23 protein-coding genes and 1 pseudogene are annotated in these 20,858 nt (G+C 61.4%); 13 read left to right on the top strand and 11 right to left on the bottom strand.

Translation table 11 applies throughout. The features are described 5' to 3' along the window. Positions 1–41: 41 nt before the first annotated feature. From FKL89_RS03290 to FKL89_RS03275, 4 genes and pseudogenes are all read left to right on the top strand, one after another. Complete coding sequence (locus tag FKL89_RS03290; RefSeq protein ID WP_156861293.1) at positions 42–284, top strand: AbrB/MazE/SpoVT family DNA-binding domain-containing protein; 243 nt, start codon at positions 42–44, stop codon at positions 282–284. 12 nt (positions 285–296) lie between these two features. Next, the gene (locus FKL89_RS03285) at positions 297–704 is read left to right on the top strand and encodes a type II toxin-antitoxin system VapC family toxin (protein WP_156861291.1); all 408 of its coding nucleotides are present in this window, start codon (positions 297–299) and stop codon (positions 702–704) included. A 130-nt stretch (positions 705–834) separates the two neighbouring features. Beyond that, positions 835–1,731 (top strand): annotated as a pseudogene (locus FKL89_RS03280) (alpha/beta fold hydrolase). Between the two features lie 16 nt (positions 1,732–1,747). Further along, on the top strand, positions 1,748–2,086 hold the full coding sequence (locus FKL89_RS03275) for a LysR substrate-binding domain-containing protein (protein WP_156861289.1): 339 nt from the start codon (positions 1,748–1,750) through the stop codon (positions 2,084–2,086). 147 nt (positions 2,087–2,233) lie between these two features. Here FKL89_RS03275 and FKL89_RS03270 read toward each other — a convergent pair whose 3' ends face one another. From FKL89_RS03270 to FKL89_RS03255, 4 genes are all read right to left on the bottom strand, one after another. Then, positions 2,234–5,302: an STAND family AAA ATPase gene (locus FKL89_RS03270; protein WP_156861288.1), complete on the bottom strand. Its 3,069-nt coding sequence runs from the start codon at positions 5,300–5,302 to the stop codon at positions 2,234–2,236. Positions 5,303–5,540: 238 nt separating this feature from the next. Beyond that, on the bottom strand, positions 5,541–6,242 hold the full coding sequence (locus tag FKL89_RS03265; protein WP_272953728.1) for a tRNA-uridine aminocarboxypropyltransferase: 702 nt from the start codon (positions 6,240–6,242) through the stop codon (positions 5,541–5,543). A 45-nt stretch (positions 6,243–6,287) separates the two neighbouring features. After that, positions 6,288–6,617: a CcdB family protein gene (locus FKL89_RS03260; RefSeq protein ID WP_156861287.1), complete on the bottom strand. Its 330-nt coding sequence runs from the start codon at positions 6,615–6,617 to the stop codon at positions 6,288–6,290. 8 nt (positions 6,618–6,625) lie between these two features. Continuing rightward, on the bottom strand, positions 6,626–6,886 hold the full coding sequence (locus FKL89_RS03255; protein WP_156861286.1) for a type II toxin-antitoxin system CcdA family antitoxin: 261 nt from the start codon (positions 6,884–6,886) through the stop codon (positions 6,626–6,628). A 440-nt stretch (positions 6,887–7,326) separates the two neighbouring features. Between FKL89_RS03255 and FKL89_RS03250 the strand changes: the two genes are divergently transcribed. Further along, positions 7,327–9,597: a xanthine dehydrogenase family protein molybdopterin-binding subunit gene (locus FKL89_RS03250; RefSeq protein ID WP_238363646.1), complete on the top strand. Its 2,271-nt coding sequence runs from the start codon at positions 7,327–7,329 to the stop codon at positions 9,595–9,597. A gap of 154 nt (positions 9,598–9,751) precedes the next feature. Beyond that, a complete protein-coding gene (locus FKL89_RS03245) occupies positions 9,752–10,141 on the top strand; it encodes a VOC family protein (protein WP_156861284.1) in 390 nt (129 codons plus the stop codon). Positions 10,142–10,163: 22 nt separating this feature from the next. Here FKL89_RS03245 and FKL89_RS03240 read toward each other — a convergent pair whose 3' ends face one another. Continuing rightward, positions 10,164–10,724, bottom strand: a complete 561-nt coding sequence (locus FKL89_RS03240; RefSeq protein WP_156861283.1) for a hypothetical protein — start codon at positions 10,722–10,724, stop codon at positions 10,164–10,166. Between the two features lie 361 nt (positions 10,725–11,085). On the opposite strand from FKL89_RS03240, the gene FKL89_RS03235 reads away from it, so the two are divergent. Continuing rightward, positions 11,086–11,691, top strand: coding sequence for a response regulator (locus FKL89_RS03235; protein ID WP_337786222.1), 606 nt, complete (start codon positions 11,086–11,088; stop codon positions 11,689–11,691). 16 nt (positions 11,692–11,707) lie between these two features. Here the strand turns inward: FKL89_RS03235 and FKL89_RS03230 are convergent, their stop codons facing one another. Beyond that, positions 11,708–12,346, bottom strand: a complete 639-nt coding sequence (locus tag FKL89_RS03230) for a response regulator (protein ID WP_156861282.1) — start codon at positions 12,344–12,346, stop codon at positions 11,708–11,710. 98 nt (positions 12,347–12,444) lie between these two features. Here FKL89_RS03230 and FKL89_RS03225 point away from each other — a divergent pair, with 98 nt between their 5' ends. The 4 genes from FKL89_RS03225 to FKL89_RS20445 all read left to right on the top strand — a co-directional run bounded on the left by FKL89_RS03225 (position 12,445) and on the right by FKL89_RS20445 (position 15,727). Beyond that, a complete protein-coding gene (locus FKL89_RS03225; RefSeq protein ID WP_156861281.1) occupies positions 12,445–13,827 on the top strand; it encodes a CHASE3 domain-containing protein in 1,383 nt (460 codons plus the stop codon). A 98-nt stretch (positions 13,828–13,925) separates the two neighbouring features. Further along, on the top strand, positions 13,926–14,303 hold the full coding sequence (locus FKL89_RS03220; protein WP_156861280.1) for a hypothetical protein: 378 nt from the start codon (positions 13,926–13,928) through the stop codon (positions 14,301–14,303). Further along, on the top strand, positions 14,300–14,770 hold the full coding sequence (locus FKL89_RS03215) for a hypothetical protein (RefSeq protein ID WP_156861279.1): 471 nt from the start codon (positions 14,300–14,302) through the stop codon (positions 14,768–14,770). Before FKL89_RS03220 ends, FKL89_RS03215 begins: the two co-directional genes overlap by 4 nt. A 177-nt stretch (positions 14,771–14,947) precedes the next feature. Continuing rightward, positions 14,948–15,727, top strand: a complete 780-nt coding sequence (locus tag FKL89_RS20445; protein ID WP_272953727.1) for a beta/gamma crystallin-related protein — start codon at positions 14,948–14,950, stop codon at positions 15,725–15,727. 101 nt (positions 15,728–15,828) lie between these two features. Here FKL89_RS20445 and FKL89_RS03205 read toward each other — a convergent pair whose 3' ends face one another. The 5 genes from FKL89_RS03205 to FKL89_RS03185 all read right to left on the bottom strand — a co-directional run bounded on the left by FKL89_RS03205 (position 15,829) and on the right by FKL89_RS03185 (position 18,081). After that, positions 15,829–16,254: a hypothetical protein gene (locus FKL89_RS03205; RefSeq protein WP_156861278.1), complete on the bottom strand. Its 426-nt coding sequence runs from the start codon at positions 16,252–16,254 to the stop codon at positions 15,829–15,831. A gap of 210 nt (positions 16,255–16,464) precedes the next feature. Next, positions 16,465–16,785, bottom strand: coding sequence for a BON domain-containing protein (locus FKL89_RS03200; RefSeq protein WP_156861277.1), 321 nt, complete (start codon positions 16,783–16,785; stop codon positions 16,465–16,467). A gap of 55 nt (positions 16,786–16,840) precedes the next feature. Further along, positions 16,841–17,242, bottom strand: a complete 402-nt coding sequence (locus FKL89_RS03195) for a hypothetical protein (protein WP_156861276.1) — start codon at positions 17,240–17,242, stop codon at positions 16,841–16,843. Between the two features lie 50 nt (positions 17,243–17,292). Next, the gene (locus tag FKL89_RS03190; RefSeq protein ID WP_156861275.1) at positions 17,293–17,457 is read right to left on the bottom strand and encodes a DUF1328 domain-containing protein; all 165 of its coding nucleotides are present in this window, start codon (positions 17,455–17,457) and stop codon (positions 17,293–17,295) included. Between the two features lie 315 nt (positions 17,458–17,772). After that, complete coding sequence (locus FKL89_RS03185; protein ID WP_156861274.1) at positions 17,773–18,081, bottom strand: hypothetical protein; 309 nt, start codon at positions 18,079–18,081, stop codon at positions 17,773–17,775. Positions 18,082–18,306: 225 nt separating this feature from the next. Between FKL89_RS03185 and FKL89_RS03180 the strand changes: the two genes are divergently transcribed. Both FKL89_RS03180 and FKL89_RS03175 read left to right on the top strand, forming a co-directional pair. Further along, a complete protein-coding gene (locus FKL89_RS03180) occupies positions 18,307–19,893 on the top strand; it encodes a thymidine phosphorylase family protein (protein WP_156861273.1) in 1,587 nt (528 codons plus the stop codon). Beyond that, entirely contained in the window at positions 19,893–20,795 is a 903-nt protein-coding gene (locus FKL89_RS03175) for a ribose-phosphate diphosphokinase (RefSeq protein ID WP_156861272.1), read from the top strand. Before FKL89_RS03180 ends, FKL89_RS03175 begins: the two co-directional genes overlap by 1 nt. The last annotated feature ends 63 nt before the right edge of the window (positions 20,796–20,858 follow it).

The following is a 20,858-nucleotide window of genomic DNA, read 5'->3' as shown; positions in this document are numbered from 1 at the left end:
GGTGTTACCATAGTGCAACACGTAATACTTCACACTCAACCATGAGCACCAATCTCACCAGCAAAGGTCAGGTCACTATCCCGAAGCACATTCGCGATGCGCTGAACCTGGCGCCGGGCAGCGCGGTGGACTTTGCCGTCAACACTTCGGGGCAGGTCGTGTTGAATGCGGCGACCGCACAGAACAAGAAGAAAGCTGTGGACCGATTCGAGGCCGCGCGCGGCAAAGCCACCGTCAAGTGGGGCACTGACGAATTGATGAAGCTGCTGCGCAGCGAAACCTGATCCGGCGTGCCCATGCTGCTGGTGGATAGCAACGTCCTGATCGACGTGCTCGAAGACGATAGCGAATGGGCAGCATGGTCCTTGGCACAGCTACGCGCGCAGTCACAAATCCACGTGCTGGCGATCAATTCAATCATCTACGCCGAAATCTCCTGCGCATTCGCCCGCATTGAAGAGCTTGAACGCGTGGTCGCCCAACTGCAACTGCAAGTGCTCGATTTGCCGCGCCCGGCGCTGTTCCTCGCGGGCAAAGCCTTCATTCAATACAAGCGCGCCAAAGGCACACGACAAAGCGTGCTGCCCGACCTTTTCATCGGCGCTCACGCCGCCGTTATCCAGTCGCCAATCCTCACGCGCGACGCGGCGCGCTACAGGACTTACTTTCCGACGGTGGAACTGATCGCGCCGAATTCGGGTTAGCCTATGTCTTTGACCCGACGATCGACAAGCTCAGGAGTGAACGCTGCGCTCACCACTCTCGCCGTTCGTGGTGAGCTTGTCGAACCATGAACACACTTCAAAATAAACTGTGCCCGTTCAATAGCCTGTGATGAGCGCCCCCATAACCCACAAAACCATCGACACTTCGCTATTGCGGATCGCCTATGACGAGTGGAACGCGGGCGCGGCGCGCAGTGTGGTGCTGCTGCATGGCTGGCCGGACAGCCCGCGCTGCTGGGCGGCCGTCGCGCCTGCGCTGGCGCAGCAGGGCTGGCGGGTGCTGGTGCCTGCGCTGCGCGGGTTTGCGCCTACGCGCTTTCTGCGCGCCGACACGCCGCGCACGGGCCAGCTATCGGCGCTGGGGCGCGACCTGCTTGAGTTCATCGACGCGCTGGGCTTGCACCAGCCCGCCCTCGTCGGCCACGACTGGGGCGCGCGCGCCGCAGCCAACGCCTGCGGCTTGCGGCCCGGCGTGGCGAGCCATCTGGCGATGCTCTCGGTGGGTTACGGCACCAACAGCCCGGACCAGGCGCTGAGCCCAGCGCAAGCTCGCAACTACTGGTACCACTAGTACATGGCCACGCCACGCGGGCAGCAGAGCGTGCGTGAGGACCGCCGCGCGTTCACCCGCCTGATGTGGGACACCTGGGCGCCACCGGGCTGGTACGACGATGCCGAGTTCGCGGCCACGGCGCAAGCCTTTGACAACGACGACTGGCCCGCTGTCACACTGCATTCGTACCAGCATCGCTGGGGCCACGCCGCGAGCGACCCGGCCTATGCCGCCGACGAAGCAGCGCTGCATCCCGCGCCGGTGCTCGACGTGCCCACGCTGGTGCTGCACGGCGCTGCCGATGGCGTGAACCACCCAGATATGTCAGCCGGCAAAGAGCAATTTTTTCGGGGCCCCTACCAACGAAAGCTCATCGAAGGCGTGGGCCACTTCCCGCAGCGGGAGGCGGCGGCGCAAGTCACTGCTGAATTGATCCGCTTTCTGCAGGGATGACGGCCGGTTGCATGCGATGGACGCGGGCTATGGGTGGCGCTTTGTGGTGGACGGCAAGGACCACCTGGTGCCGATTCGCCCGCGGCTGGTGGTCAACAGCGCAGAAGCCGCGGTAGACGCAGCGTCAACGGGCTTCGGCTTGGCCAGCGTGTTGTCATACCAGGCGGAAGCCGCGCTGCGGCGCGGTGACCTCAGCCTGATCTTGCGGGAATATGAAGCACCACCACTGCCCGTGAATTTTTTGTACCTGGGCCAGGGCAGGCTGCCCTTGAAAGTGCGAGCGTGGCTGGATTTTGCAGGGCCGCGCTTGCGGGAACGAATTGCGGCGGTGGATGAGGCTTTGAATCGCCGGTAGCGCGCTGCGTTAAAGCTGCCGCGCGGTGTTCAGGCCGGAAGCTCGCTGCGGTCGCCGCGTCGATCATGGTCTCCGAACGATAAAAAACGACTCTGGCCCCTTTAGTTCGCGCGACAAGGAACGACCCATAGCGGTGCCTTGAGTACGTCAATCGCCAGCCGCAAGCTTCTTCAAGTTCCTCGTCTTGTAGTCGATCGCGTGTTGTGTCGCCACGCGAATGCCAAGCTCCTGACATACCTGCTGCTTTTCTGCCTCGTCGGTCTTGTACATGTAGATGCGACTTATGACCACCAACCGGAGCACGCTCTGCGCAAATATTGTTCTGGAAACACGCTCGTTCAGCGCCTGAAGCTCTTTGAAAGGAATACGTCCAGGCGTTTCGAGCCGCCCAGCCATCGCGACTAGCTGGTTAGCAACGGTGTCATGTTCTTTCACGTATCTCGAAATTGCAGGCAACATGCTCTTCGAAGTAGCGCTTGAACCTATCCGTTGGATGAAATAGAACGAAAAGCGACTGACTATGTGGAAGAGCCGCACTTTAATTGTGTGTTCGCGATCTTCCGGTGTTTCGCTGTCACTAGCATCCAGTAAGGCTCCGAGCTCAGTAAGAACGCTCGGTGGCACTTGGGAAAAGACCTCGAGAAAGAATCGCAAGCCACGCAGTCCGCCGCGAAATAGGCTGTCAATCATCTGTGCTTTGGTATCGGCCTCAATGGCTCCAAAATTTGCCTTCAATGCCGCCCCAAGAATTTCGACACCTTTGAACAAACCGTTTATCGCAGCCAATGTCTCGAGCGCGCGAACCTGAGCTTCACTATCGCCGTCTGTAGTCGAGATTTCGTTGCCTGCGCCGTCGAGATGCTGATTGATGCGGTGCTCTTGAAGCATCGCAGCTGTTCGCTCTCTTCGACGTTGCGAATCGTTCAACACCAGAACCGGCGCCGCCTCCACCAATTCATCCAGCATCCTAGCGTCGGCTTGCAGTTCCAACGGTGGAATATTGGCGAACTGTTTGTCGACAGCTGACTTTAGCGAGTCGAGAACAATCCTGTCGCTACTGTGATGTACCAAAAATAGCATCGCGTTAGCGTTTTCGCGAACGTGGAGGTTTTTGCAACATGCAGCAACAAATGCTTGCACCTCTTGATTGCCCAAGTATCTAGAGACGTAGCGGCCTAAGAAGAAGAAGTAGGTGTAGGGATACCGGAACCCTAGTTCCTCGTTTACCTCCAAAAACAAGTTGGCCTCAATAAGCGTTAGACGACGTTCGGCAAAGTTGATTTCGAGGTCGAACAATGTCTCAAAGGATCGATGAAAGTCTCGCATCTCACTATCGGAGACGCGTTCCTTACGTCTTGACCGAAGAAACCAAGCGAACTGCGCGCAGTAGTTGAGAATCTCATGCAAGTGTTCAGGTCGTATTTTGGGATTCAGTGCTTCGAGAATCATGTACTCGTAGTAGTGCCCCAAAGCGCTGTTCTCAAGCTCGCCAACTCTCCCGGCCTCAATGCCTTGTAGCAAGATGAGCACATAAATTGGGTGCGATGGGACGAGGCCGCGTCCCAATACTCGGCTGATAACCCTATCGGCCATCTCTATTTGCTGGTCGAGCAGCGGGGAACTCTGCGACAGTTCAAACCACTTTGTCACCAGCTCGTACCGCTGACTGAATCCGGTTTCAGGTAGACGCATCTGCTCAAAGCCCTGAAGCGCCGGTTGATCTTCTCCAAGAAATATTTCTTGCAAATCAAATGAAGAATCGACCGTTGCAACGACACGGCTAAACTGCAGATTGAAGTGCGCCAACACTTGGGACAGATACCGCGCCGGAAATGAGTATCGATCCAGATTGTCAACCAATAAAACCCTATTTTTGGGGTGCGACTGTTCTGCCTGAAGCGCATCCGCGCCCGCGTATTGTTCGTGTATGCAGGTCTGTATTAGCTTTTCAATTTCTTTAGCGCTGGAATTCTTTAGCCGAATGCCGTTTATGTAGACAGGTACCTTCTGCTGGGATAGAAGATCGGAATACAGCTGCTTCAGCATTGCTGTCTTACCGCTGCCTTGCGGTCCCTTTACCAAAACGCATTCAGTAGTGTGGGCGAGCTCTCTCGCGGAAAACGTAAGAGAGCCCAAAGCCGGTTGGTCCGTGGACGCATCGTCTCTTTCCAATTCTGGGTATACATACAAATCGGCGAGTTCTATCTTCTCCTTCGCACCGTGAGCCAAGTTTGCCCCCAAATCGGAGAGAAAATCGGCCCACTGCGGGGTAAGTTGTGTAGCCGGCGTAATGGCCGGAAGTGACTGCAAAAACGGTTGCCGCTTTGCAATGTAGGCGCTCCCGTCCCATTCATACGACACCGTTTCAACGTAGCGCGCGGCAATGTCGATAGTTGCGATCCCGAAGGCTGACGACGCGTAGTCCTTATGCTCCTGCAACACTGGCCCTTCGATATAAATTGTGTGCCCGGTCTCCTGATCGGTGTTGGCGCCAGCGGCGTGGGTGTGTTCGTGGCCACTGAAGCAAATCTCGGCGCACGCCCGTGTCAATTTTCTGAAGTCGCGATACTGGCGAGTTGCCAACCAATGTGCCGGATGGTGCATTAGCAGCACTCTCATTGCACCGCTCGATTTGGAGCACTCGCCGTGCAGACTAGTCGGGAATCCAAGAAAGCCCATCGGAGTGGACTTCTCGCAGCTCCAAGCGTTGTTCACGCAATGGACCTCAACACAAACTTCACCGTGGTTAACCAGCGCTGTACGCCAGACTGCGGATCGGCGTTCTGCGTGCAGAGTCTCGACGCGACCTCGAAAAGCTTCAAAGTTTTCGAACACACGCACGCAATGACCTAGTACTTCTGGATCGATCTTCTCGACACCGTCTGTTTGCAATTGCTTCAGCAGAGCCGTTCTCACCGGCACTGTTGTATCGCCGAAGTTGGCATCATGGTTGCCTGGCACTGCGAGCACGACAGCGTCCATGCCGCTCCGATCCCGTATTGAAGCAACTAGATCGCTCACAAAGCGCTCGGCAACGAGAAATTGGTCAGCTTGCCCTGACTGTGTGATGTCGCCGGTTAATGCCAGCAGAATCATCGAAGCTGCCGGAAAGTGAGTTTGCATCGCAGCCGCGATTTGCTCTGAGCGTTTACTCACTCCGTTGTCACCTACATCCAAATGCATGTCGGTTAGGTGCACGATCAATATTTTCGGCATGTGTCACTTACTTTCTAGTCAAACGCTTCAATCAAAGGGGCGAGGATATGACCGGCCCCCGCGAGCCATACCAGCGATTCTTCCGAGAATCCGCTTGCAAGGTAGCGTTAAAAGGGTCAGGCTCGAATTTCCCGACCGCCACCTCTCTCGTTTCTTCTACGATGCTCTCAGAGCAATGAGCGAAATGCAATTTTTCCGCTTGTCTCAACGGAGACGACTGGCTCAACACTGATATCAGTCAAGGTCGCGCTGCCTCACTTGATGCCCACGAGGCTTCGTTCGCGTCGGTTGCCATGCCGCACGCAACAGCGCGCATCGCACTCCGGTCCGCCAGGCAATCCACAAACCTCCCAAACGCCGCCAACAAAGGCCCGCCATCAAACCCATCGCCTTCAATCGTCGCCAGGGCGTGCACCGTGGCCTCCAGCGTGGATAACTGATTGGCGTGGCGCGCAGCGCGAATGGCGCGGTAGCGGGTGGGCGCAGGGTTGCTGAGCGTGAGTCGCGGCAACACGGCGAGTGCGGGGTGCTCCAGCAGCATGCGCAAGCTTTTTCGCCAGGTAGCGTCGATCACCACCAGCCGCAGCGGCGTATGTGGGTCCAGCGCGTGCGCGGATGTGATGGCTGGCGCGGGCGCGGCGGGCACGTCGGGGTAAAGCAGCCGCACAGCCATGCCCGGCGGGTGCAGCAGGGCGTGCAGGGCATCAGGCGCAAAGCGTTCGCCCACCGCCACCGTGCAGCTCGCCAGCGAAAGGCGCAGCAGCGCCACGCTGTTCTTGGCCTCGCGCGCTTCGTGCGGGTGCTGCAGTACGAGCACGTCGGTGCGGTGCGCCGTGGGCTGCACGAGCGCGCACAGGCAGGTGCGCAGCGGGCGCTGGCAGCGGCTGCATATGGCGCGACGTGGGGCGCTGTGGTTCAGCCGATCAGGCGCGACATCCACGCGACCAAGTGGTTCGTGTGGATTGAAAGGAGAGCCCAGCAACGATCATCCCCAAGACCGGGCGAGCAGCTCATCCAGCGCATCGGTGATCGCCTGCCCGTGTTCGGCTAGCGAGCCGACGCGTTCGCCCAGTTGCTCGACGGCGACGGACACCATGTCGAGCGGGTGCAGCATGACGTCGATCTTTTCAATACGAAACACCGGGTTCAAGCGCGAGCCGGCAATCGCGGGCTGCTTTGGCAACGCCGTGCGCCGCCGCAGCGGCACCACCACGCGGCGCCGGTACCCGTCGTACAGCGTGGACTGGACGATGACGACGAATGGAGTCGACGCCTGCAGCGCGCCCTTATTGCGGTGTACATCGAACTGTGCCATCGCTGTGCCTACAGCGTGGAGTGTTCGTCGGCAAACGAGCCTTCAGCAGCGTGCACCTGATTCCAGTATTCAACGCAGGCGTCGGCCGTCTGCTGGCGGGACAGGCGAGCCTGCTGCTGCTGCGCCACATAGTCGGCAAGCAGCGCTTCCATCGTGGCCGATAGATTGCCGGTGAATGTTTTTGCCTGCGCCACCAGCGCTTCGTTCAGCGTCAGGTTGACGGCACGTTTTCTGGGCGTTGCTGCTGAACTGTTGGCGGCTGCGCGCATGGCAAATCTTCTAATTGAGCGATATGCGCATTCTATGCGCATTGGACGATTGGATCGCAGCTGGAGCCATCCTGGCTTTGCTGCGATGAAAGCATGGTCGGCGAATGCGGTTGTCACTTGCTAGCTGTTTTTGCCAGCGCCATCGCGAGCGTCAGGCCCACTGGCTGGCGCGGCTCACCCCGGCGGAGCCGAGCGCATCACGGCCAGCGAAACCGGTGCGTGATGCGCCGACATTTCGGCCTACTATTGCGAGCGCAACATAGCCGGCGCAGCGCGGGCACACAGCCCTCGTCTGTGCACCGGACACCCTGGCCGCACGCACGCCGACTCAACACGGGACGAAACTCTTGAACACCGCCACGCACACCCCAGCAGCAAGCTCATCCGACACCGGCAACAGCCGCTTTGGTGCCTTCGGCAGCGGCAAGGACGTTCGCCGCGTGGAGGACGATCTGTTGCTCAAGGGCGCCGGGCAGTTCACCGACGATGTGGTGGCGCCCGATCTTGGGCATCTTTACTTTCTGCGCTCGCCCTATGCGCATGCCGGCATTCGCTCGATCAACGCGGACGCGGCGAAGGCGATGCCGGGTGTGCGCCTGGTGGTGACCGGGGCGGATCTCGTGCAGGCGGGCGTGAACCCCATTCCCGGTGTGTCGGGCTTTGCGCGCGCGGACGGGTCGCCCGCGCGCTCAGCGCCGCGTTACGCACTGGCGGTGGGCCGTGTGCGCTTTGTGGGCGAGCCGGTGGCTGCTGTGGTGGCGCAAACGCTGGAGCAGGCGCGGCAGGCGGCAGAGGCGATTGAGGTGGACTACGACTCGTTGCCCGTAGCGGTGCACCTGGCGGACGCCACAGCACCCGGCGCGCCGCTGATGTGCGAAGAGCTGGGCGACAACATCGCAGCCGAGATGCGGCACGGCGACGCCAAGGCAACCGCAGCTGCGTTTGCCGCCGCAAAGCACGTGGTGCGGCTGAACATTGCAAACCAGCGGCTTTCGGCGCTGGCGCTGGAACCGCGCAGCGTGCTGCACACCTATGACGCCGAGAGCGGGCGGCTGACCATCCGCATGAGCAGCCAGATGCCTTCGGGCTTGCGCGATACCGTGTGCGGCGCGCTGAACCTGCCGAAAGCGCAGTGCCGGGTGATTGTGGGTGATGTGGGCGGCGGCTTCGGCATGAAAACCGGTGCCTACCCGGAGGACGTGGCGGTGGCGTTTTGCTGCCGCGCGCTCAAGCAGCCGGTGAAGTGGATCGCCGACCGCGGTGAAGAGTTTTTGTCGGCCGGGCACGGGCGCGATGTGGATTCCGTGGCCGAGCTGGCGCTGGATGCGAGCGGCAAGATCCTTGCGCTTCGGGTGGTGAGTGAGGCCAACATTGGCGCCTATGCCACCGGCGTGGCGGTGGCGATTGCGTTGCTGATTGGCCCCTGGGTGCAGACCAGCGTTTACGACATCCAGACCATCGACTTCCACTTCAAGGGTGTGCTCACCAACACGGCGCCCATCGGCGCCTATCGTGGCGCCGGCCGGCCGGAGGCGATCTACATCATCGAGCGCCTGATGGATGAAGCGGCGCGCCAGACCGGCATTGACCGCGTGGAGCTGCGCCGCCGCAATTTCATCCGGCCGCAGCAAATGCCCTACAAGAACCCGATGGCGCAGGTGTACGACAGCGGCCAGTTTGAGCAGGTGATGAACCAGGGCCTGGCGCTGGCCGACTGGACGGGCTTTGCTGCGCGCGAGGCGGCGTCAAAGCAGCGCGGCAAGTGGCGCGGGCTCGGCATTGCCACGTTCCTTGAGTGGACCGGCGGCAACGTGTTTGAAGAGCGCGTGACGGTGACGGTGAAACCCGAGGGCATCATCGAGGTGTTTTCTGCCGTGCAGGCAATGGGGCAAGGCATTGCCACGTCGCTGGCGCAACTGGTGGTGGACAGTTTTGGTGTGCCGCTGGAGAAGGTGCGCGTGGTGCTGGGCGACACTGATCGCGGCGACGGCTTTGGCAGCGCCGGTTCGCGCTCGATCTTCACCGGCGGCTCTGCGGTGCGCGTTGGCGCGGAGCGCACCATCGAGGTCGCCAAAGAGATGGCCGCTGGCGAGCTGGAGGTTGCAGCCGGGGACATCACCTATGCCGATGCGCGGTTTACCGTGGCGGGCACCGATCTTTCGATTGAACTGTTCGAGCTGGCAGCACGGCAGGCGAAGCGGCAGATATTTGTGGAATCAGTGAGCGCGGTGGCGGGGCCGTCGTGGCCGAACGGCTGCCATATCTGCGAGGTGGAGCTGGATACCGACACCGGGGACGTGCAGGTGGTGGCCTACGCATCGGTGAATGATGTGGGCCGGGTGATCAACCCGATGATCGTGCGCGGCCAGCTCGACGGCGGCGTAGTGCAGGGGCTCGGTCAGGCCATGTGCGAGCACCTGCAATACGACCGCGAAAGCGGCCAGCTCGTCACCGGCACGCTGATGGACTACGCAGTACCCCACGCCGACATCATGGGGCCGATGGTTCACGAACTCGATCAGTCCACACCCTGCCTGAACAACCCGCTGGGCGTGAAAGGCGTGGGCGAACTGGGCACCATCGGCGCCACACCCGCGCTGGTGAACGCTGTTGCCGATGCCCTGGCGCGCAACGGCCTTGCTGCGATGGCCCCCAGACTCGAAATGCCGCTCACGCCGGCACGCGTGTGGTCGTTGTTGCATTCGGCTTAGACGCGCGCTCTTTGCCTTCACGCAATGGCTTAAGACCAGCCCGCAACTGCCCATTCGGCAGCGGCTAGCCGCACCGCGTGCCTGCGATCCGACACGGTTGCCGAGGCCGCGGGTGGCTATCGCATAGCATCACTCCATTCAACAGGAGGAAGCCATGTTCAGTCATGTGATGGTGGGCGTCAACGATCTTGAGGCCTCGCACAAGTTTTACGATGCGGTGCTGGGGTCCATCGGGATCGCGCCGGGGATGCTCAACGACAACCGCCGCTACTTTTACCGGGGCGCGGGTGGCAGCTTTGGCATCACCAAGCCGATCAACGGTGAGCCCGCCACGCATGGCAACGGCGCCACCATCGGCTTCAACACGACGTCGCCCGAGCAGGTGGATGCGTTCCACGCGGCAGGTGTTGCCAATGGCGGCACCACCTGTGAAAACCCGCCCGGATGGCGCGAAGGCTCGGTGGGCAAGCTCTACCTCGCCTACGTGCGCGACCCGGACGGCAACAAGCTTTGTGCGCTATACCGGCCGCCGAAGGGCGCCTGATAACGCCCCGCGTCAGCGTGCGTCAGCGAGCGTCAGTAACGCCGCTGGCGCAGAACACCTGCCCTTCGCCCCGATAACCGGCACTCGCAGCAGCGTTGTAGGTGGCGGTTGACACAGTGAAGCGATGGTTGGATGTGACGCCATCGCTACCCAGGCGAAAGCTGCGGTACACCGGTGTTGCGCCCTCAGGGCAGGTGCCGTCGCCTTCGCTGCCTGGCACGCGGAAGTCATAGCCCTCCCAGCTGAACCCGGCATAGGCGGCTTCCGCCATCGGTTCGCAATCCACCTGCTGGCGGCCGTAGAAGTGCGAGTTGGTGAACGGCGACGCGATCGACACATAGAAGCGGCAGATGCCAACTGACGCGGGTTGCACGTCGTCTGTGCTGCGCGCCTGGAATGACATGCCGGTGCGCGCGAAGTCTGCCACCTGGTCGAGCATTTGCTGTTCCGCAGTGCGACCGGTGATGAAGTAAGTATTGAGCGTGCGGTTGTAATACTCGACGACGGTCACCGGCGCCGCTGATGCCGCCTGCGCGGCAATCAGACCAGACAGCAGCGCCGTGGCGACAATGGTGCGTTTCATGGTGGCTCTCCTTGTTTGATGGCGGTAGGTGTATTTTTTTGCGGGTGGAGAGCGCCGTCTGTAGGACAACGGCAACGCGCCTCGTGGGATGGGAGCGACCTGCGGTGTGCGGCAAAGCATCGTCACCTGCTGGCGCCGCGTGTCCGCGCGGGCTCGCAGCGCACTGCGGGACGCTGTCCTACAGCGCGAGCGGATTGCGGACGATGGTGCTGCACCGATCTAGCACCAACAATTCGGTCATGGAGCCGCCATGCCGCCGTTGCCGCCTTCAGCAGCCGCCGGCCGTAGCCGACGGGCCGGGGCGATTGTCGGGCTGTGGCCATGACAGACAACGCACATCCAACGCACAAGGAATTTCACGATGAGCGAACCGCGCATCATCTCCCGCCACGCCGCAAGACGCGGCGTTGTCCTACAGCCAACCCATCCGGCAGCCGATAAGCTTGCCGGATGGGCGGACAATGCCAGCTACGCGCAGACTGCTGCGAACGCTGCTGCGAGTGCCGGGCGGTCGTCGCCGATTGTCAGTATCGAGATGTTGAAGATTTACCTGGTCGAAGATAGCCCGGTCATCCGGGAAAACCTGGCGGAGACGCTGGGCGAGCTGGCGGACGCCGCAGTCGTTGGCTATGCCGATTCCGAGGAGGACGCGAAGGCCTGGCTTGCCACACATCCCGACAGCTGGCACCTTGCCATCGTTGACCTGTTCCTGAAGCGTGGCAATGGTCTGCCCGTGCTCAAAGCGGTGGCTGCGCGCCCGCCGTCGCAAAAGGTGGTGGTGCTATCAAACTATGCGTCACCGGAAATCCGCGCTGAGTGCATGCGTCTTGGCGCCGATGCGGTGTTCGACAAATCCACCGACGTTGATGAACTGATCGAGTTTTGCCTGCGCATGCAGGACGGCGTAAAGGCGGCCGACGCGGCCGACGCGGCCGACAACGGCGCGAACGGCGGCAGCCAACAATAGCGCTGCCGCAATGGGCTCAGTCGATCAATCCGGCTTTCAGCGCGTAGTACGTCAGGTCGCTGTTCGATGCCAGCGCCATTTTTTCCATGATTCGCGTGCGATAGGTGCTGATCGTCTTTACGCTCAGCGACAGCGCCTCGGCAATGTCGCCCACCGTTTCGCCTTTCGCCAGCCGCAGAAACACCTGAAACTCGCGCTCGGACAGTTGTTCGTGCGGAGCGCCGGTCTCCGGCTTGTTCAACTGCTGCGCCAGCAGATCGGCAACCTGTGGCGTGATGTAGCGATGCCCTTCGGCGATGCGACGAATCGCCCGCACAATCTCGTCGGGATCACACTGCTTGTTGAGATACCCGCTCGCGCCCTGGCGGATCAGGCTCACCGCGTAGTGCTCTTCGGGGTAGCCACTCAGGATGAGAATGCCCAGGTCAGGCGCCTTGGCACGAATCATTGCCAGCGCATCAATGCCGGATTGCCCGGGCATCGAGATGTCCATCAACATGACATCCATTTCGTGGCTGCGGACCAGATCAATCGCTTCGCGACCGCTGCCGGCCTCGCCAACGACCACCAGATCAGACGATTCCTCGATGAACTTGCGCAGCCCCGTGCGCAGAATGACGTGATCGTCAACCAGACCGATTCTTATCTTGAGCATGGGATTCCCGGAAGGCACAGTGCACGCGCATGTGGTGCCATGCATCATATCGCAGGCGATGCCCTCCTTCACTATCGCGTCTTTCACGTAGCCAGACCATGAACTTCCGCAATGTTGCAGCACGGGTCTCGCGCTCGTTCATCATTCCTCTCGCCATGCTCGTCGCGGCCCTCATTGTGGGCATCAACGAGTACAACTACTGGCAGTCGCGCGAGGCTAAGGAGGCCACCGAGGCAGCGCAGGCCAAGCGGGCCGGGATTCTCACCCTGCTGCAGCACGCCCTTGACGCGGAAACCGGGCAGCGTGGTTACATCCTCACCGGCGATGTGGCCTACCTGGAGCCGTACGACAAGGCAGTGACGGCTGTCGGTGCCTCGATTGCGGAGATCCGGGCTCTCTACATCAACAGTCCGGGGCAGCTGGATACCTTTGCCGAACTGACCCGCTCGATCATGCGCAAGCTAACCGAGCTTGATATGACGATACGCCTGCGCAAGACCTCGGGTGATTCAACGGCCTGGCAGGAGCTGCTGCGCACCGGGGCCGGCCGGGAGTACATGCAGAGTGTGCGCGCGGCCGCCGAGACGCTGGTCAACGGCGCCACTGAAGAACGCAATGCGGCCATGGTGCGCATTGACGCCAGCCTGAAGTTCTCGCGTATCAGCGTGGCGGTCGCGGTGGTGCTCTGTCTTCTCGCATTTTTTGTCTACGTCAACCAGTCCACACGCCTGCGGCAGGCGGCGGAGGACCAACGCAATGCGCTGCGCCGCGAGCGCGACCGGCTGGAATCGCTCGTTGAGGATCGCACTTCATCACTGGCCGAGCTGGCAACTCATTTGCAGAACGTGCAGGAGAGCGAGCGAGAGCGCCTGGCGCGCGAGCTGCACGACGAACTCGGTTCCCTGCTCACCGCTGCCAAGCTCGATGTGGCACGTGCCAAATCGAAGCTGGGCAGCGGGTCGGGCGATGTGCTGGAGCGGCTGGCCCATCTGACTACAACACTTAACGCCGGCATTGCACTCAAACGCCGGATCATTGAAGACCTGCGGCCGTCAACGCTTTCCAAGCTTGGTCTGGTGCCGGCGCTGGAAATCCTGCTGCGGGAATTTGGCGAACGCACTGGAGTAACCGTGGTATCGAACCTGGAGCCGGTAGCCCTGCCCGCAGACCATGAACTGACGATCTACCGGGTGGTGCAGGAGGCGCTGACCAATACCGCGAAGTACGCCAACGCCAATGGCGTCACCGTGACGCTGCATCAATACGAGCGTCATGTCGAGCTGACCGTCTCCGATAACGGTGTTGGCTTCGACGTCACTGCGCGTTCGACCGTCAGTCACGGGCTGGTGGGCATGCGCCATCGCGTGCACGCGCTGCATGGCACGCTGACGGTTGAGTCCGCAATAGGCTCGGGTACGCGCATCTCGGCCAACGTGCCGCGCATCGCGATCAATAGCGATGCAACAGTCGTGCAAGCGTAGGTGCCGGCCTACACGGGGTCGGGGCGCGTCCTGATAGCGGTGCTCGTGTAGCTTGAAACAATTCCCCTGCTGCCGTTGTTCTGGCGAAAGAGGGAATCATGCTGAAAGTCATTGTTGATCTGTTGACGCGGCGACCAGATTTACTGGTCGAGCACGCCACCGCTTACGTTGAACTGATCAAGTCGGATGCCCAGCGCGCCCGCGCCTTGTGGCTGCGGCGGATCATCGCTGGCGCGACAACCGCAGCGCTTGCCGTTACAACGCTGATTGTTTGCGGCATCACGGCCACCCTCTGCAAGGCGGGCATCTTGCCATGGTCGATGGCGAGCTTTGATGTGGGCGCAGTGCTGTTGGGGTTGACGCTCGCAGCAGCACTCTGGACATGGCGTGGGTTTCGCACAGCGACGCCGGGCAATGTGGGCGCACAACTTCGTGCTGATGCTGCCGGTCTGCACTCGCTGTGGAGCGGACGATGAGCGAATCCATCGAACCCGGCATCATCCGTCTCGAACGCTCTCGGTCCGCACTTTTCGAGTACCTGCGTGCGAACGATCGGCCCGCGACTCGTGCCAACGATGGTGTGTCCGGTTACGCTGAGGCCGTTGGTGGTGCTGATCTCTCCGGTGTCGCTTCCGCCATCTTTCAAGGCTGGTGGCAGCAGCATCCTGTTCGCGTGGGCCTCAACGCCGCATGGGGCTTGATTGAAGGCGAGGTGCGTCGTCACCCGCTACGAGCTGTTGCGATTGCGGCTGCGGGTACTGCGATGATCGCCTGGCTGCGGCCTTGGCGCGCGGTCGCCTTTTCCAGCCTCATCCATCGAGTGGCGCCGCTGGCAAACTTTGGCGGACTCGCCGCAGCAATGCTCTCCGCAGCGGTGGCAGCACAGTTCCGTGATGCAGCGCCGCCGCCCGCCAATAGCGGCGAAACCGATAGTTCACGGTAAGCAGCAAATCGCGAATCAGAGCATCAGCGTCGTTCTTGCAACTCAATCAGGCGGGGCACTGTCCTACAGCGCAACGTAGCGTTCACTGATCGCCTCGCATCAATGCCGTACCTAAACTGCTTTCACAGTCGACATCAACGTGTCGACGAATTGAAACATCGCAGGAAAGGCATTCCCATGAAACTGAAATCTCCTTCGCTCATTGCTGCCGCGCTCATGGTTGGTGCGGCAACAGCACAGGCACAAGTCACGCTCTACGCGGACGAGGGCTTTCGCGGCCAGGTTTATCGTGCCAATGGCGTCGTCGGCAATCTTGATCGGGTCGGCTTTAACGACCGCGCCTCATCGGTTGTGGTCGAACGCGGTGAATGGCAGGTGTGCGACGATGCACGCTTCGGCGGTCGTTGCGTCGTGCTGCGGGCGGGCAGCTACCCATCGCTGCGCAGCCTCGGATTGAACGATCGCGTGTCGTCGGTCCGGCCGGCATCCATCGGCGGTGGCAGCTTTGCGCGGCCGGAGCCGGCTCCGATCTATGAGTATCGTCGTCGCCCCAATGAGCGCCTTTACGAGGCACAGGTGGTTGATGTGCGCGCGATCTACGGAGCGCCGGAGCGCCGCTGCTGGGTTGAGCGGGGGCAAGCACCGGTTGCTGGCGACAACGTGGGCGGCGCCATCGCGGGCGCAATCATCGGCGGCATACTCGGCCACCAGATCGGCGGCGGGCGCGGGCAGGACATCGCCACCGCCGGTGGTGCAGTGGCAGGCGCGGCGATCGGATCTGGCGCTGGCGGCTCAACCTACGGACGCAACTATCGTCGCTGCGAGACATCGGTCGCTGGTGCACCCGAGTACTGGGATGTAACTTATCGCTTCCGTGGCATCGAGCACAGGACACAGTTGTCGTCTCCGCCGGGAACGACCATCACTGTCAACGCCAACGGTCTGCCGCGCGGCTAGCAAACAGACGGCAACACAACAAAAAAAGGCCCGCCATCCGGCGGGCTTTTTATTTGACTTCATTGATGCTGCGGCAGGCTTTCTCTCTGCGAGCGCCTGGCCTAGCGGAAGGTGTAGTGCACTGTCACCTGCTTGCGGCTTATCCGAATGCCAGCAGGACTCAGGTTGGGTGTTGACGGCAACAGTGAACGCGCGGCAACTACATCAATCCGTGAATTGACGACATCCCGACACAGCGCTACCAGACGCACACACCGCGATTCAACCGCAACGGTCTGCGCGTCATCCATTGGGCTTGGGAACGCACCCGCAGTGACAACGACCAGTTGACTCTTGCTATCGCCATCCAGGCCACTGGTCTTGTTGCGTCCACTGACAAACGGTGCAACTGCGGTTACGGGATGAGTGACCTGGCCGCCTGCTGGCGAGATTGCTTCGTCGGCAAATGCACTGGTCGCTGCGCCGCATGCGCCCACCGAGACAACGATTGCGATGAATTTCTTGCGGTAGCTAAATTGATCGAACATCCAGTGCTCCATCTGTTTGCCATACTTCGATTCTTCCCGTGCGCTGGGTCTCCTGGCTGTCGTCCACACATCACATTGGCTGTAGGACAAACTGCACTACCTCATGCCCCGATACGCGATGACTGTCCATGCATTCGCTCGGCGTTCTAAAGTCAGCAACCGGAAAGAAAAAACCGCCCGAAGGCGGCTTTTTCCCGGTACGTCCTGCAGCTACGGACGGCGGATGGCAATGGAGTTCTGCACTGCCTTGACGCCATTGACGCGGCGGGCGATCGCTTCCGCACGTTCCTTTTCTTCGGCGGACTTGGCGAAGCCGCTGAGCTGCACGGTGCCCTTCAGCGTCTCGACGCTGATCGCTGCCGCATCCACGGACTTGTCATCGACCATGCGCGCCTTGATCTGCGTGGTGATGGTGGTGTCGTCGATATAGGCGCCGACGGTCTCCTGGCCACGCGTGACTGCACAGCCCGTCATTGCGAGGGCGGCGGCGGCCAGCAGTGCCGACATTCCGATTTTGAAGGTTGATTTCATGACTGTTCTCCTTGCTATTGGTGACGAAACAATTGATAGTGAAGGGTGATACCGACTAGTTGCGGGCGGCCGAGCGATTGCGCTGGCGTGCCAGCATCACGACTGCGGCAATGGTGGCGCCGGCTGCGACGGCGATGGCAACTGACTTGCCGGGCTGCTCGCTCACATACTGGCTGCAGGCACCAGCGCCGCGCGTTACGCGTTGGCGCAGACGCATGGCCGCCTCACGTCCGGCGTCGAGGCTGCTCTTGGCAAGTGCCTGCACGCGCTCTGCTGCGGGTGCCGCCTGCTGGGCGACATCATGGGCGGCAGCGGTCACCGTATTGGCGACGCCATCAATGCGGTCGCGCGCCGAGTCAACGGCACGTCCCAGCGATTCGGCGGCATGTTCGGCTGCACCGTTCACCGTCTCCGCGAGCGATTCGTTCGATGTTTTGACAGATTTGCTGATATTCATGATGGATCCTTTCGGTTGAGTGTTACGGGTACAAACTCGTGTGAGTCGCGTCAGCCTTTGCGAACAAGGCCCACGATGAAAGTGACGACTGCCATGATGGCGAAGATAAAAAAGAGGATCTTCGCGATCTCAACGGCCCCGGCAGCAATGCCGCCAAAGCCGAAGATGGCCGCAATGAGTGCAACGACTAGAAAGACGACGGCGTAGTGCAGCATGGTGATCTCCTGTGAAAAGTTGGCGGCTGCCGGTATCAAATTCGCATCGGCTAATGAAGGGGCCGAAGCAGTGATTGCATTGTTCGCTCAGCAGCAACGCCGGCCCATCGGCGCAGCGCGCGTGCCGGTGTAAGCGTTTGCGTAACGCGCTGTAGGACAGGCCCTACGCGACGGCAGTACTTCGGATGGAAAATGTCACTGATCGCCGCAGCTGAACAGAGATGGGTGTCGGTTTGTCCCGCGCCCTGAGAGCGCTAGGGCGAACCGGGCGAGCGCAGCCCGGAAGTTTGCGATAAGCGGGGGAGTGTTCGCGCCCTAGTAGGTCACGGCAAGGGCGTCGACATCGATCTCGATCACGGTTCGATCCAGCAACGCCACCGAGGCCGCTGCGAACGCCTTTGCCCAGGCCGTGTCCTCGAAGTGGCGGGCGCCAGCGTCCCGGGCAACGACCAGCACTTTGTCGGCGCGCAGCAGTTTGCCCGAGGCCCGCAGCGGCTCGCAGCCAAACTGAACGACCTGAGAGTCCAGCCAATCCCGCGCAGCGTCAGCAGTCATCGTTTCGTCAACGTGCAAATCTATGCGGAACAATTTGCCTTCAGAGCGAACCAGAACTTCTGCGTACATGGCGATCACCAATCGGCTGCGGCCGATTTACATTGTGTGGACGATGGCTAATAGTCTATTCACGGCCACGGCTTAGCTCTTGATTCCGCGCAAGTTGCGTGCGAGGGCGGCGCGGTGTACACCTCCGGCATTCGCGCGAATGCTTGTCCGCCATCACTGTTCACCCGCTGCGGATCGCGCTAACCTTGATGTTTCGAAGGCAGAGCCCCAGCGATACATCCTGATATGAACGAAAGCAGCAATGTGCGGGCAACCAGTGATCCGCACAGCGGAGAAAACCGGCTTGCGCTACGGCGTGTGGGCATCGACACCTGGCGGGAGAATGTCGTCTATCTCAACCGCGATTGCGATGTTTATCGGGCTGAGGGATTTCAGGCGCTATCCAAGGTGGAGGTTCGTGCGAATGGGCGGCGCATCCTCGCCACGCTGAACGTTGTCGATGACGACTCGATCGTCGCCTGTAGTGAACTCGGGGTCTCGGAAGACGCCTTCGCCCAGCTCGGGGTGGAGGACGGTCATCTGGTGGCGATCTCGCAGGCGGAGCCACCGGAATCGATGTCTGCCCTGTTCCGCAAGATTGATGGCGAGCGCCTGGGGCAAGAGGAGTTTCACGCCATCGTGCGCGACATCGCCGGGCATCGTTACTCCAAGATCGAGTTGACGGCGTTCGTGGTTGCCTGCAACCGCGGGGAGCTGGATCGCGAGGAGGTTTACTTTCTCACCGAAGCGATGGTGGACAGCGGGCGCCGCCTTGACTGGCATGAGCCGCTGGTTGTGGACAAGCATTGCATTGGGGGCATTCCCGGTAACCGCACCTCGATGCTGGTGCTGCCCATCGTGGCGGCGCATGGATTGCTGTGCCCCAAGACTTCGTCGCGCGCAATCACTTCGCCAGCGGGCACTGCCGACACGATGGAAGTGCTGGCCCACGTCGAACTGCCGTTCGACAAACTGGCGGACATCGTGCGCGACCATCGTGGCTGCCTGGCCTGGGGTGGCACGGCCGACCTCTCCCCAGCCGATGATGTGCTGATCTCGGTCGAACGACCCCTCTCCATCGATTCCCCCGGGCAGATGGTGGCATCAATCCTGTCCAAGAAAATCGCGGCGGGCTCGACGCATTTGGTACTCGACATGCCAATCGGCCCCACCGCCAAGGTGCGCTCGATGCCCGAAGCACAACGGCTTCGCCGCCTGTTCGAATACGTCGCGCACCGCATGCATTTGTCGCTGGACGTGGTGATCACCGACGGTCGCCAGCCGATCGGCAACGGCATTGGCCCGGTGCTCGAAGCGCGCGATGTCATGCGCGTGCTGGAGAACGATCCGCGGGCACCGATCGATCTGCGGCAGAAGGCGCTGCGCCTGGCCGGACGCATGATTGAGGCAGACCCGGATGTGCGCGGTGGTGACGGCTTCGCCATCGCCCGCGACATCCTTGATTCCGGTCGCGCGCTCGCCCGCATGCAGGCGATCGTCGCCGCCCAGGGCAGCCAGGGTTTTGACCACAACCAGCCCCGGCTCGGCGCCCTGACCTTCGACATCGTTGCAACACAGGGCGGCACTGTCACCGGCATCGACAACTTCCAGATTGCACGCATCGCGCGGTTGGCTGGTGCACCAAAAGTCAAAGCCGCCGGCGTGGAGCTGTTCCGCAAGCTGGGGGATACGGTGGCTGCAGGTGAGCCGCTGTATCGCGTGTATGCGGAGTTTCCGGCCGATCTGGCCTTCGCTCAACAGTCCGCGAATCGCGCGAGCGGCTACAGCGTGGGCGATGCCGGCGCACTGCCGCACGTGTTTGTGGAGTTTTGATGAGCGAACTGCTGCTTCATTTCGACGAAGAACAGGCGAGCACAGCTCGGTTGGGCGCTGCTGCCGGAATTGCCACCCATTGCATCAGTCGTCACCGCTTTCCGGATGGCGAGTTGAAGCTGTCACTGCCTGCGTCGCTGCCCGGTCGCGTAGTGCTCTTTCGTTCACTTGATCAACCGAACGAAAAGCTGGTCGAGCTGCTGCTCACCGCACAGAGCGCACGCCAGCTTGGCGCGCAGCATCTGACGCTGGCGGCGCCGTATCTCGCCTACATGCGGCAGGACATCGCATTCAATCCGGGCGAAGTGATCAGCCAGCGCGTCGTGGGTCGCTTTCTGGCCAGCCTGTTCGATGCCGTGATCACGGTGGACCCGCATCTGCACCGCGTGGCCACGCTCAACGAGGCAGTGCCGGTTGCACAGGCCATCGTGGTCAGTGCCGCCCCGCTGCTCGCCGACCTGATCGCCACGCGACGACCCGGTGCGCTACTGGTTGGCCCGGACGAGGAATCGGCGCAATGGATCGCCCAGGCCGCCACAAGGCATGGCTTTGACCACGCAGTCTGCCGCAAGATCCGGCACGGTGATCGCAGCGTGGAAGTCGCGCTGCCCGACGTGGCGGTGAAGGGGCGCGCTGCGGTGCTGCTGGACGACATGGCCAGCACCGGCCACACCGTCGCCCGCGCTGCGCAAGCGCTGCTAGCGGCCGGCGCCACCAGCGTGGACGTGGCCGTGACCCATGCGCTTTTCGCCGACGACGCGCTGGCAACCATGCGCAGCGCTGGCGTCGGCAAGATCTGGAGCACCGACTGCATCACCCACCCGACCAATGCAGTCGCGATGGCGCCGGCGTTGGCAGAGGCGGTTGCGAGAACCAATTCGCAAGCGGCGGGTGGCCGCTGAACTAACGGGTGCTGGCACAACGGTTCCTGAGCTGGTGTGCTCGGTAGCATCAAGATTTGAGCT

This window comes from Casimicrobium huifangae, assembly GCF_009746125.1.
Classification (GTDB): Bacteria; Pseudomonadota; Gammaproteobacteria; order Burkholderiales; family Casimicrobiaceae; genus Casimicrobium; species Casimicrobium huifangae.
This window is presented reverse-complemented; position numbering and strand designations above follow the sequence as displayed.

What these genes read in the sequence shown, in the direction of transcription:
- FKL89_RS03195 (WP_156861276.1), bottom strand. Translation starts at nt 17,242, where the DNA reads ATGAATATCAGCAAATCTGTCAAAACATCGAACGAATCGCTCGCGGAG.
- FKL89_RS03190 (WP_156861275.1), bottom strand. Translation starts at nt 17,457, where the DNA reads ATGCTGCACTACGCCGTCGTCTTTCTAGTCGTTGCACTCATTGCGGCC.
- FKL89_RS03260 (WP_156861287.1), bottom strand. Translation starts at nt 6,617, where the DNA reads ATGGCACAGTTCGATGTACACCGCAATAAGGGCGCGCTGCAGGCGTCG.
- FKL89_RS03255 (WP_156861286.1), bottom strand. Translation starts at nt 6,886, where the DNA reads ATGCGCGCAGCCGCCAACAGTTCAGCAGCAACGCCCAGAAAACGTGCC.
- FKL89_RS03245 (WP_156861284.1), top strand. Translation starts at nt 9,752, where the DNA reads ATGTTCAGTCATGTGATGGTGGGCGTCAACGATCTTGAGGCCTCGCAC.
- FKL89_RS03230 (WP_156861282.1), bottom strand. Translation starts at nt 12,346, where the DNA reads ATGCTCAAGATAAGAATCGGTCTGGTTGACGATCACGTCATTCTGCGC.
- FKL89_RS20445 (WP_272953727.1), top strand. Translation starts at nt 14,948, where the DNA reads ATGAAACTGAAATCTCCTTCGCTCATTGCTGCCGCGCTCATGGTTGGT.
- FKL89_RS03185 (WP_156861274.1), bottom strand. Translation starts at nt 18,081, where the DNA reads ATGTACGCAGAAGTTCTGGTTCGCTCTGAAGGCAAATTGTTCCGCATA.
- FKL89_RS03240 (WP_156861283.1), bottom strand. Translation starts at nt 10,724, where the DNA reads ATGAAACGCACCATTGTCGCCACGGCGCTGCTGTCTGGTCTGATTGCC.
- FKL89_RS03205 (WP_156861278.1), bottom strand. Translation starts at nt 16,254, where the DNA reads ATGTTCGATCAATTTAGCTACCGCAAGAAATTCATCGCAATCGTTGTC.
- FKL89_RS03270 (WP_156861288.1), bottom strand. Translation starts at nt 5,302, where the DNA reads ATGCCGAAAATATTGATCGTGCACCTAACCGACATGCATTTGGATGTA.
- FKL89_RS03220 (WP_156861280.1), top strand. Translation starts at nt 13,926, where the DNA reads ATGCTGAAAGTCATTGTTGATCTGTTGACGCGGCGACCAGATTTACTG.
- FKL89_RS03180 (WP_156861273.1), top strand. Translation starts at nt 18,307, where the DNA reads ATGAACGAAAGCAGCAATGTGCGGGCAACCAGTGATCCGCACAGCGGA.
- FKL89_RS03275 (WP_156861289.1), top strand. Translation starts at nt 1,748, where the DNA reads ATGGACGCGGGCTATGGGTGGCGCTTTGTGGTGGACGGCAAGGACCAC.
- FKL89_RS03235 (WP_337786222.1), top strand. Translation starts at nt 11,086, where the DNA reads ATGAGCGAACCGCGCATCATCTCCCGCCACGCCGCAAGACGCGGCGTT.
- FKL89_RS03285 (WP_156861291.1), top strand. Translation starts at nt 297, where the DNA reads ATGCTGCTGGTGGATAGCAACGTCCTGATCGACGTGCTCGAAGACGAT.
- FKL89_RS03290 (WP_156861293.1), top strand. Translation starts at nt 42, where the DNA reads ATGAGCACCAATCTCACCAGCAAAGGTCAGGTCACTATCCCGAAGCAC.
- FKL89_RS03200 (WP_156861277.1), bottom strand. Translation starts at nt 16,785, where the DNA reads ATGAAATCAACCTTCAAAATCGGAATGTCGGCACTGCTGGCCGCCGCC.
- FKL89_RS03225 (WP_156861281.1), top strand. Translation starts at nt 12,445, where the DNA reads ATGAACTTCCGCAATGTTGCAGCACGGGTCTCGCGCTCGTTCATCATT.
- FKL89_RS03175 (WP_156861272.1), top strand. Translation starts at nt 19,893, where the DNA reads ATGAGCGAACTGCTGCTTCATTTCGACGAAGAACAGGCGAGCACAGCT.
- FKL89_RS03215 (WP_156861279.1), top strand. Translation starts at nt 14,300, where the DNA reads ATGAGCGAATCCATCGAACCCGGCATCATCCGTCTCGAACGCTCTCGG.